This window comes from Pseudomonas sp. NA-150 (assembly GCF_044336365.1).
Classification (GTDB): domain Bacteria; phylum Pseudomonadota; class Gammaproteobacteria; order Pseudomonadales; family Pseudomonadaceae; genus Aquipseudomonas.
Window position 1 is genome coordinate 6,136,682 of the sequence record NZ_CP172305.1, and the last position, 11,407, is coordinate 6,148,088.

Sequence of the window (11,407 nt, forward strand, 5' to 3'; positions counted from 1 at the left end):
GGAGTGAATGACACTGTGAGTCTTGCTCAGGGACAGGCACATCTGCGCCTGCCATGACAGCAAGGGGCGCAATTGTAGAGAAGGGACGGGAGAGGCGCAAGGCAATTGGTGATTATTTGTACAAGCAACCCCACTGTAGGAGCTGCCGCAGGCTGCGATAAGGTCCGCAGGACCTTCATCTTAGAAATGTGACCGCTTCGCGGCCAATCGCAGCCTCCGGCAGCTCCTACAGGGGAGCGAACAATCAGGCTTTTTTGCTGGCCGCTTTGGCGCTGCGCTGGCGCAACGCTTCGAACAGGCACACGCCCGTTGCCACGGAGACGTTCAGGCTGCTGACGCTACCCGCCATCGGCAGGCGCACCAGGTAATCGCAATGGTCGCGAGTCAGGCGGCGCATGCCTTTGCCTTCGGCACCCATGATCAGGATCGTTGGGCCTGTCAGGTCTTGCTGATACAGCTCTTGCTCAGCCTCGCCCGCCGTACCGACTACCCACAGACCGCGCTGCTGAAGTTTTTCCAGCGTACGCGCGAGGTTAGTCACAGCAACCAACGGAATCACTTCCGCAGCACCGCAGGCGACTTTTCGTACCGTTGGCGTCAACGTTGCCGACTTGTCTTTCGGCACGATGACCGCCAGCGCACCCGCCGCATCGGCGGTCCGCAGGCAGGCGCCGAGGTTGTGCGGATCGGTCACGCCGTCCAGCACCAAGAGCAACGGAGCGCCCTCGGTACGGTCGAGCAGTTCGTCGAGCATTGCCTCGCCCCACACCTGACTCGGGCTGACATCTGCCACCACGCCTTGGTGCACGCCTTCAACCCAGACGTCCATTTCGCGACGCTCGGCCTGACCGACTGGCACACGATTGTCGTTGGCCAGTTGGATCAGCGGCTGAACCCGCGGATCGTTGCGGTTTTCCGCCAGCCAAACCTGCTTGACCCGCTTCGGGTGATGACGCAACAGCGCTTCTACGGCATGTACGCCGTAGATTTTTTCCAGACTCATGGCTTGGCCTTAGGTTTACGCACCCCACCGCTTTTCGCGGCAGGTGCCGAGCCCGCCTTTGGCGGACCCTTACGGTGTTTACTCGGCTTTGCTGGTTTGCCCGACGAAGCGGGGGCCGCTTTATCCGACTTTCCCGCAGCAGGCTTTCCACCACGCTTCGCTTCTGCCAGCAAGGCCTGCTTCATTTCGCGGCTTTTGCGTACTTCGGCGTTGTTTGCTGCGGCGTCGCTTGGGCGGTAAGCCTCGGCGACGGGTGCGGCTTTAGGTGTAGAGCTGCGACGACCTGCCTTGGCTGGCGCTGCCTTTTCGACCGGTGCCGGCGCAGGCGTGGTTTCAGTGGTGCGACGTTTCCGCCCGACTGGCGCAGTAACGGTTTTTTCCGACATTTCGAAGTCGATCTTGCGCTCGTCGAGATCGACCCGCATGACCCGCACTTCAACGGTATCACCCAGGCGGAAGCTACGACCCGTGCGCTCGCCCGCCAGGCGGTGATGCACAGGATCGAAGTGGTAGTAATCGCCCGGCAAGGCGGTGACGTGCACCAGGCCTTCGACGTAGATATCGGTCAGTTCGACGAACAGACCGAAACCCGTCACTGCAGTGATCACGCCCGGGAACGATTCGCCCACGCGATCCTTCATGAACTCGCACTTGAGCCAGTTGACCACGTCACGGGTGGCTTCGTCGGCACGGCGCTCGCTCATGGAGCACTGCTCACCCAACTGCTCCAGAATCGCTTCATCGTAGGGATAGATGCGCGCTTTCGGAATGCTCACAGCGCCTGCACGACGAACGTGCGGCGTGTCTTGCTTGGAACGGATCACGCTACGGATTGCACGGTGCGTGAGCAGGTCCGGATAGCGACGGATCGGCGAAGTGAAGTGCGTGTAGGCTTCGTAATTCAGGCCGAAGTGGCCCTGATTGTCCGAGCTATACACTGCCTGACTCAACGAACGCAGCATCACGGTCTGGATTACGTGGTAATCCGGACGATCCTTGACGGTCTCAAGCAGCGCCTGATAATCCTTCGGCGTCGGGCCGTCTTTGCCCTTGTGCAGCGACAGTCCCAATTCACCCAGGAACGTACGCAGCTTTTCCAGACGCTCCGGCGGCGGACCGTCGTGGACGCGGTACAGCGCAGGAATTTCGTGTTTCTTCAGGAATTCAGCGGTGGCCACGTTGGCCGCCAGCATGCATTCCTCGATCAGCTTGTGTGCATCGTTACGCGTGGTCGGCTTGATTTCAGCGATTTTGCGCTCAGTGCCAAAGACAATCTTGGTTTCCTGAGTTTCGAAATCGATCGCGCCACGGACATGACGAGCGGCCAGCAGCACTTTGTACAGTGCGTACAGCTGCTTCAGGTCCGGCACAACGTCCGAATACTCACCGCGCAACTCGCGCGCCTCGGTGGTTTTCGGGTGCTCCAGGATCGAGCTGACCTTGTTGTAGGTCAGACGCGCATGGGAGTGAATGATCGCTTCGTAGAACACGTAGTCGGTCATTTCGCCGGTCTTGGAGATGGTCATCTCGCAGACCATGGCCAGACGGTCAACATGCGGGTTCAGCGAGCACAGGCCGTTGGACAGCTGCTCAGGCAGCATCGGCACCACGCGCTCAGGGAAGTACACGGAGTTGCCGCGCACTTGCGACTCAGCGTCCAGCGCCGAGCCGATTTTCACATAGCTCGATACGTCGGCAATCGCCACGTAAAGCTTCCAGCCACCGGAGAACAAACGCAGTTTGCCGGGTTTGGCTTCGCAATAGACCGCGTCATCGAAGTCGCGGGCATCTTCGCCGTCGATGGTGACGAACGGCAGATGGCGCAGGTCGACGCGATGCTCTTTGTCTTTCTCTTCGACTTCCGGCTTGAGCTTGGCGGCTTCTTTGAGCACCGCTTCAGGCCAAACGTGAGGAATGTCGTAGGTGCGCAGCGCGACATCGATTTCCATGCCGGGCGCCATGTAGTTGCCCACCACTTCGACCACATCGCCTTGCGGCTGGAAGCGCGGCGTCGGCCAGTGAGTGATCCTCACCTCGACAAACTGACCCACGCGGGCGTCAGCGTTGCGGCCTGGCGTAACCAACACTTCCTGCTGGATTTTAGGATTGTCCGGAATAACGAAGCCGATACCGCTCTCTTCGAAGTAGCGACCCACGATTGTCTCGTGAGCACGGGAGATCACTTCGACGATCACACCCTCGCGACGACCGCGACGATCCAGCCCGGAAACTCGCGCCAGGCCACGGTCACCGTCAAACACCAGACGCATTTGCGCCGGGCTCATGAACAGGTCATCAGAGCCATCATCGGGGATGAGAAAACCAAATCCGTCTCGGTGACCGGCGATGCGGCCGAGAATCAAATCCAGTTTGTCCACCGGGGCGTAAGTGCCACGACGGGTGTAGATCAATTGAGCATCGCGCTCCATCGCCCGCAGACGACGTCGCAGTGCTTCGAACTGGTCTTCAGTGACCAGACCAAACTCTTCCACCAATTGCTCACGACTCGCCGGCGAACCACGCTCGGAGAGGTGCTGCAAAATCAGCTCACGGCTGGGGATGGGGTTTTCGTATTTTTCCGCTTCACGAGCGGCCTCGGGATCGAGGGACTGCCAATCGGCCATTGGAATGAGTTCACCTTATCTGTATATATTTAGTTTGGCATATACCGGATTGAAACGCGAAGACACCATTTGACATACTCATTCGCTATTTCAAAAAAAATTGCTTACCAGGGGTTTACAACCCTCAATCGCCTCCGTAAGATGCGCCCCACAACGACGGCACACGCCACGTTGTAGTTGAAATCTAGCGAGAAATCGCGTGAAATCAACGAAATGCCCAGATGGTGAAATTGGTAGACACGCCAGCTTCAGGTGCTGGTGACCGCAAGGTCGTGGAAGTTCGAGTCTTCTTCTGGGCACCAATTCAACAAAACCGAGCCTTGGCTCGGTTTTGTGCTTTTCGGGGTTCGAAAATCGACCACCGAAAATATTCTCCAAGATTTATGTTGCAATTCAACGATAAATCTAATTAAATCAATGCACTGCCCAGATGGTGAAATTGGTAGACACGCCAGCTTCAGGTGCTGGTGACCGCAAGGTCGTGGAAGTTCGAGTCTTCTTCTGGGCACCAATTCAAACAAAACCGAGCCTTGGCTCGGTTTTGTGCTTTCTGCGGTTTGAATTTTAGATCAATCCGCGCAGGCTGCCAGCGCAAAGCCGCTGCACGCGGCTCCTGTAGATGTTGGCTTGTCGGATCGCCGCACCGCTGCGATCGGCTGCGCAGCAGTCGTAAATCCGAGTTGTCGAGCTTAACTGACAATCCGCATATGCCGATTGACTGCCGCTACGCGCCAGATCGCGGGCAAGCCCGCGCCTATAAGGGATCGCATCGCCCCGCCATCAGGCGCGGAACTGCCCCAGACTGGCTTTCAGCTGCGCCGCCAAACCATCCAGCACCTTGCCACTGGCCGTTGTCTCGATCACCGCCTGCGCCGCTCGCTGAGCCTGAGCGTGAATCACCTCGACCCGCCCGCGCACCGCATGCGCGCCTTGTGCCTGATGCTCCGCCGCCTTGGTCGCCAGACCGATGGCTGCATGCACCTGTTCGACCGAATCCTGCACGGTCTGCTGCAGCTTAGCGCTGTCACGCAACACGGCCAGCCCTTCTTTAGCCTGACGCCCCGCCAGACCGATCGCTGCCACCGCCTCTTTAGCACCCGCCTGCAACGCGCCGATGTGTGCCTGAATATCGCCGGTGGAGCTTTGAGTCTTGCTGGCCAGCGCCCGAACCTCATCAGCCACCACCGCAAACCCGCGCCCGGTCTCGCCCGCACGCGCGGCTTCAATGGCCGCGTTAAGCGCCAGAAGGTTGGTTTGCTCGGCAATGCCGTGAATCACTTCCAGCACCACTTCAATCTGCTCGCTCTGTTGAGCCAGGCGCTCAATGACTTTGGAACCGGTATCGACCTGCCCCGCCAGCGCCTCGATCAACGTACCGACCTGATTAGAGGTGCGCGTATTTTCGTTGGTTGCCTGACGAATATCGACCACCTGCTGCAAGGCCGACTGCATGGCATGGCTTTCCGCCTGCGCTTGATCCGCCATTTGCGACAATGCCTTGAGACTCGCCGCCACTTCATCGCGCTGCGATTCCGCTGCTGCGCCGGCCCCGGCATTGCGGCGACTCAAGGCGCCGATTTCCACCCCGGTCAACTGTGCGACATCACCCGCCTCACGCACGATAGGTTGCAGCTTGTCGACAAAACGGTTGACCGCCGCAGCCATATCGCCGATTTCGTCGTTGCTGTTCAGTTGCACACGCTTGGTCAGGTCACCCTCGCCCGCCGCCAGGTCGTCCAGCGCAGCGATAAGCAGCAGCAGTTTGCTGACCACTCGACGCCCCAACACCACAGCAAGGAGGAGCAAAACGCCCAACCCGACCAATGCCAGGCCCAAGCCAATGCGCCAGCGCAATGTCTCAGCGGCATTCTGCACCGCAGCACTGGTATTGGTGGTCATTGCCGTGGCGGCGGTTTGTGCTGACTGCAGGCGTGTACGCAAGGCTTTCGAGCTGTCCGCCGCCGCACCGACCAAACTGTCGGAAACCAGTTGGTCGCCATTGGCAATCAATGCCGCAAAGCGCTTGTCCAACGCCGCAAGCTCGGTCTCAACCGAACTGGTGGTGACACCCATGAGCACTTTGCCGATCTCGACGCCATTTGGACTGATCGACGCTTCGATGTAGTACACCGAAGGATCTTTTTTCGCCGCGTTCAACACCTTGTCCACCGGTCGATCACCCTCGCCCTTGTCGAGCAAAGCCTTGATCTGCAGGTTGTCGCGATTCAGATAACGCGTCAGGTGTTCGCCCTGGGCATCGTCGTAGATGACAAACAGGACGTTAGGGTTGCGTTGGGCGCGACGGGCGAATTCCGACAAGGTTGGCGTGTCGTTGTCCCACATGGCGCGGGGTGCGACGGCCGCCAGCAGCTGCGCCATATCATTGGCGGAGTCGTGCAGGTCTTTTTCCAGGGTATTGCGCAGTTGCACTTGCTCGTCTTTAAGACGCGCTGACAACCCGACACTCAATCGCTGGCGGGTACTGGACGATAATGAGTCGAGACTGGACGTCACTTCCTGACTCGCCTGCTCCAGCTCAGCGGATAGATGTTGCGAATCTACCCCCAGGCGCGCGGCCAAGTCCGCTTCCAGAGCGGTCACGGTGCTCCGGGTAAGAGCGACTGCTACGACAACCTGCACCAAAAGGGCAATGCCAAGGGCGATGAACACAGGCCGCAACAAGCGGCTACGCAAAAGAGAAAGGACGGCTGACACAGGAAATCCCTCTACTACGACGCCATCCAAATGGTGGCACTCTTTGTAAGGGATAATTACAGCAAGGGCCGTGCCGCACCAGCTTTTACACTCAGGCAGAAACGACAAAGGGCCGCATAAGCGACCCTTTGTTTTTATTTCAACGACTTATCAAGCAAACGGATGACGCAGAACGATGGTTTCGTTGCGATCCGGGCCCGTCGAAATAATGTCGATCGGCGCGCCGACCAACTCTTCGATGCGCTTGATGTAAGCACGCGCATTGGCTGGCAAGCCTTCCAGGGTTTTGACGCCCACGGTCGACTCAGTCCAACCCGGCATTTCTTCGTAGACCGGCTCCAGGCCGATGTAGCTGTCAGCATCGGTCGGCGCTTCGATCACCGCACCGTCCTGATTCTTGTAGCCGACGCAGATGTTGATGGTTTCAAGGCCATCCAACACGTCGAGCTTGGTCAGGCACAGGCCCGAGATGCTGTTGACATCGATAGCGCGACGCAGGATGACCGCGTCGAACCAGCCGCAACGACGGGCACGGCCGGTAGTAGCGCCGAACTCGTGGCCACGCTTGGCCAGGAAGGCACCAACGTCGTCGAACAGCTCAGTCGGGAACGGACCCGAACCCACACGAGTGGTGTAAGCCTTGGTGATGCCGAGGATGTAATCCAGGTACATCGGACCAAAACCCGAACCGGTAGCGATGCCGCCAGCCGTGGTGTTGGAGCTGGTGACGTACGGGTAAGTACCGTGGTCGATGTCCAGCAACGAACCCTGGGCGCCTTCGAACATGATGTCTTTGCCATCGCGGCGCATATCGTGCAGCGCAGCAGTAACGTCGAGCATCATTGGCTTGAGCAGCTCAGCGTATTCCATGCACTCGTCGAGTGTTTTCTGGAAGTCGATGGCCGGCTCTTTGTAGTAATTGACCAGTACGAAGTTGTGGTAATCCAGCAACTCGCCCAGTTTTGCCGCGAAACGCTCACGGTGGAACAGATCACCGATACGCAGGCCACGACGTGCAACCTTGTCTTCGTACGCCGGGCCGATGCCGCGACCGGTTGTACCGATCTTCAGCTCGCCACGGGCCTTCTCACGCGCCTGATCCAGCGCAACGTGGTAGGACAGGATCAACGGGCACGAAGGGCTGATACGCAGACGTTCGCGAACCGGAATGCCCTTCTCTTCGAGCTTGATGATTTCACGCATGAGTGCGTCAGGTGCCACCACCACACCGTTACCGATCAGGCACTGCACGCCTTCGCGCAGAACACCGGACGGAATCAGGTGCAATACGGTTTTCTCGCCGTCGATCACCAAGGTGTGGCCAGCGTTGTGACCACCCTGATAACGAACTACGGCGGTAGCATGTTCGGTCAGCAGATCAACGATCTTGCCTTTGCCCTCATCACCCCACTGGGTGCCCAGGACTACGACATTCTTACCCATAACACTTGTCCTCATTCACGCAAACTTGGTGTCGGCTGCGGCCGACAGGGAAACTCAAGAGGCCAGCGGCAGCAACTGCCAAAGCCCGTCATGCTGAACCAACTGCCGGTCACAATCGACTTCGCGAGCGGCAGACACCGACTGCCCAGGCAATGCCTGAACCACGCGGTGACCTTCGCTACGCAACTGGCAAACCTGCTGCCAGAGTGCGGCATCTGTACTGTCCGGCACCCAGATACCGCCAGACGGTAGCTCGATCTCCGCACGCCCCAGTGTGACCAGGGTTTTCAAATCGGTAGAGAAACCGGTAGCCGGGCGAGCCCGACCGAAGTCCGCGCCGATGTCGTCATAACGACCGCCCTGGGCGATCGACTGGCCCACACCCGGCACGAACACCGCAAACACAACGCCGGTGTGGTAGTGATAACCACGCAACTCACCGAGGTCGAAATACAACGGCAATTCCGGGAAACGCGCGGAAAGCCGCTCGGCAATGGCCAGCAAATCATCCAGTGCAGCCAGAACCGCTACCGGCGCATCGACCAATTGCTTGCGGGCCGCAACCAGCACTTCCGGACCGCCACACAAACCTACCAACGCACGCAACATGGTCGCCAGATCCGAGGGCAAGCCTTCGGTCAACGCGATGACTTCATCGATCGCCTTGCGTTGCAGCGCATCAAACAACTGCTGCTCGACTTCGCCCGACAAACCGGCGGCACGGGCCAGGCCACGATAGATACCCACGTGACCCAGATCCATATGGACATCCGGCACGTCAGCCAGTTGCAGCATCGCCAGCATCAGGCTGATGACTTCAACGTCGCTGCTCGGGCTCGCATCGCCGTACAACTCGGCGCCCAATTGAATCGGGCTGCGCGAGGACGACAAGGCACGCGGCTGTGCATGCAACACGCTGCCGGCATAGCACAGACGGCTAGGCCCTTCACGACGCAGAGTGTGCGCATCGATACGCGCCACTTGCGGCGTGATGTCAGCACGGAAACCCATTTGCCGACCCGATTGCGGGTCGATGACTTTAAACGTGCGCAGATCCAGATCCGAACCCGCGCCGGTCAGCAGCGACTCCAGATACTCGATATGCGGGGTGACGACGAACTCATAGCCCCAGCTCTGGAACAGATCCAACACCTGACGACGCGCTACTTCAATGCGCGCCGCTTCCGGCGGCAGTACTTCTTCGATGCCATCTGGTAGCAGCCAGCGGTCAACCGTTGCCATTACGCCAATCCCCTATGATCCGGGCGGCCAGCCCCGTGGGCGAGCCTTGAGTGAAGCAGAGTGCGGTCAATTTCGCGCAAGCGAAACAGCGGCCCGAGACCCGCTTCCAGACCACCCTCCTCGAAAAATCTTGCCCAGCGCTATACCACGCCCGGCCAATCAATCGTGCAGACGCAAAAAAGCCGGGAATTTCCCGGCTGCCGCATCATACACACGTTTTCATCAACGATCACCCCGCCAGGCGGTTTTGCCGCCCGGCGGGTGAATCGATTACGGCTTGGACTTCTGCATGTAGCGGAAGAACTCGCTGTTCGGATCCAGCACCATCACGTCGCTTTTGTTCGCAAAGCTTTCACGGTAGGCACGCAGGCTACGGTAGAACGCGTAGAACTCCTGATCCTGGCCGTAAGCCTTGGAATAGATCGCGGCGGCCTGGGCATCACCGTCACCGCGAGACTCTTCAGACTCACGATAGGCTTCAGCCAGGAGAACACGGCGCTGACGATCGGCGTCGGCACGGATGCCTTCTGCCAACTCGTTACCCTTGGCCCGATGCTCGCGTGCTTCACGCTCACGCTCGGTGCTCATGCGTTCGAAAACGCTGCGGTTCACTTCCTTCGGCAGGTCGATGGCCTTGACCCGGACGTCGATGACTTCGATGCCCAGTTCCTTGCTTGCCATGGTGTTCAGCGAAGCGGTGATATCCGCCATCAGTGCGTCACGCTCACCCGACACCACTTCGTGCAAGGTGCGCTTGCCGAACTGATCGCGCAGCCCGGATTCAAGACGACGCGACAGACGTTCGTCAGCGATCTGCTTTAAGCCGGAAGTCGCGGTGTAGAAACGCTCGGCGTCCTTCACTCGCCACTTGGCGTAGGCATCGACCATGACGGCTTTCTTTTCCAGTGTCAGGAAACGCTGCGTCGGTGCATCGAGGGTCATCAAACGACCGTCGAACTTGCGCACCTGATTGACGTACGGAACCTTCACATGCAGACCCGGCGGCACATCCGCCTGGACCACACGGCCGAACTGCAGGAGTACCGCACGTTCGGTCTGGGACACGATGTAGAAGCTGTTCCAGGCAACGATCGCCAGCACTACACAAGCAATCAGGGCGATCAGCGATTTATTGCTCATCAGCGACTCTCCCTTGTACGCGCATCGCGCTGCTGTTGAGCCTCGGACGCGGCACGTGCCCCGATCTCATTGTTGGCAGGCGGCGCACTGGCGGACGGAGCCGAAGTGGCGCGACTGCTATCGATCATCTTGTCCAGCGGCAGGTAGAGCAGATTGTTCGCCCCCTTGTCGCCAGTCACGAGCACTTTGCTGGTGTTGCTGTAAAGCTCTTGCATGGTGTCCAGATACAGACGCTCACGCGTCACTTCCGGGGCCTTGCGGTATTCAGCGACCAGTTTGGTAAAGCGATCCGCCTCACCTTTGGCGCGCGACACGACTTCATCGCGATAACCATTGGCATCTTCGACGATGCGCTGAGCCTGACCACGGGCTTCCGGAATCACACCGTTGGCGTAGGTTTCGGCCTGGTTGCGCGAACGCTGCTCGTCTTCACGGGCACGGATCACGTCATCGAAGGCTTCCTGAACTTCACGCGGTGCTGCTGCGCTCTGCACGTTCACCTGGGTCACGGTAATACCGGTGCGATAGGTATCGAGGAAACGCTGCAAACGCTCCTTGATCTCGCTGGCCATCAGCTCACGACCTTCAGTCAGCACCTGGTCCATGGCGGTGGAACCCACCACATGGCGCAAGGCGCTCTCGGTCGCGTGCTGCAGGCTGACTTCCGGCTGATCAACGTTCAGCACGAAGTCCTGCAGGTTGGTGATCTTGTATTGCACGGTCAGCGGTACTTCGACGATGTTCTCGTCTTCCGTCAGCATTTGCCCTTGCTTGCTATAGGCACGCTCACGCGTAACGTTTTCCTGGAACTTGTGGTCAAACGGCGGTAAGTAGATGTTCAGGCCCGGCCCTACCGTTTCGTAGTACTTGCCGAAGCGCAGCACAACGGCCTGCTCCTGTTCGTCCACGACGTAAATGGCGCTGTACAGCCAGATTGCTACCAGCACGACCAGACCGATGCCGAGCAGACCGAAACCACCGCCCTTGCGTTGGCCTCCATCATCGCCACCTGTACGTTTTTTACTACCACCGAATAACCCGTTCAGGCTTTCCTGTAGCTTTCGGAAGGCCTCGTCGAGATCCGGTGGCCCCTTGCGGTCGCCGCCCTTGCGCTTACCACCCCAAGGATCCTGATTGTTCGAGTTGCCACCCGGCTCATTCCAAGCCATAGCGCTCTCCATCTGATAAAGCAAAGACGCGCCCACGGCGCGCCGACCAATGCTACAGAATGCCTGTGCCA

At 59.0% G+C, this 11,407-nt stretch carries 7 protein-coding genes, 2 tRNA genes and 1 pseudogene; 2 read left to right on the top strand and 8 right to left on the bottom strand.

Features of this window, described 5'->3' with window-relative positions; all coding sequences use genetic code 11:
* Positions 1-244: 244 nt before the first annotated feature.
* The gene (gene rlmB, locus ACF0H7_RS28730) at positions 245-1,003 is read right to left on the bottom strand and encodes a 23S rRNA (guanosine(2251)-2'-O)-methyltransferase RlmB (RefSeq protein ID WP_397450180.1); all 759 of its coding nucleotides are present in this window, start codon (positions 1,001-1,003) and stop codon (positions 245-247) included.
* Positions 1,000-3,627 (bottom strand): ribonuclease R, encoded by a 2,628-nt coding sequence (gene rnr / locus ACF0H7_RS28735; protein WP_397450181.1) that lies wholly within the window; start codon positions 3,625-3,627, stop codon positions 1,000-1,002. The genes rlmB and rnr overlap by 4 nt, the downstream gene beginning before the upstream one ends.
* Positions 3,628-3,842: 215 nt before the next feature.
* Between rnr and ACF0H7_RS28740 the strand changes: the two genes are divergently transcribed.
* Together ACF0H7_RS28740 and ACF0H7_RS28745 are read left to right on the top strand one after the other, a co-directional pair.
* A tRNA-Leu gene (locus tag ACF0H7_RS28740) sits at positions 3,843-3,929 on the top strand.
* A 122-nt stretch (positions 3,930-4,051) separates the two neighbouring features.
* A tRNA-Leu gene (locus ACF0H7_RS28745) sits at positions 4,052-4,138 on the top strand.
* A 269-nt stretch (positions 4,139-4,407) separates the two neighbouring features.
* Here the strand turns inward: ACF0H7_RS28745 and ACF0H7_RS28750 are convergent.
* The 6 genes and pseudogenes from ACF0H7_RS28750 to hflK form a co-directional block, all read right to left on the bottom strand.
* Positions 4,408-5,292, bottom strand: coding sequence for a methyl-accepting chemotaxis protein (locus tag ACF0H7_RS28750; protein ID WP_397454053.1), 885 nt, complete (start codon positions 5,290-5,292; stop codon positions 4,408-4,410).
* Positions 5,266-6,006 (bottom strand): annotated as a pseudogene (locus tag ACF0H7_RS28755) (HAMP domain-containing protein); the annotation flags it as partial. The gene ACF0H7_RS28750 and the pseudogene ACF0H7_RS28755, both read right to left, overlap by 27 nt.
* A 486-nt stretch (positions 6,007-6,492) precedes the next feature.
* A complete protein-coding gene (locus tag ACF0H7_RS28760; RefSeq protein ID WP_397450182.1) occupies positions 6,493-7,785 on the bottom strand; it encodes an adenylosuccinate synthase in 1,293 nt (430 codons plus the stop codon).
* 54 nt (positions 7,786-7,839) lie between these two features.
* Positions 7,840-9,027, bottom strand: a complete 1,188-nt coding sequence (locus tag ACF0H7_RS28765) for an ATP phosphoribosyltransferase regulatory subunit (RefSeq protein ID WP_397450183.1) — start codon at positions 9,025-9,027, stop codon at positions 7,840-7,842.
* A gap of 270 nt (positions 9,028-9,297) precedes the next feature.
* The gene (gene hflC, locus ACF0H7_RS28770) at positions 9,298-10,167 is read right to left on the bottom strand and encodes a protease modulator HflC (RefSeq protein WP_397450184.1); all 870 of its coding nucleotides are present in this window, start codon (positions 10,165-10,167) and stop codon (positions 9,298-9,300) included.
* Complete coding sequence (hflK, locus tag ACF0H7_RS28775; protein ID WP_397450185.1) at positions 10,167-11,336, bottom strand: FtsH protease activity modulator HflK; 1,170 nt, start codon at positions 11,334-11,336, stop codon at positions 10,167-10,169. The genes hflC and hflK overlap by 1 nt, the downstream gene beginning before the upstream one ends.
* Between the last annotated feature and the right edge of the window lie 71 nt (positions 11,337-11,407).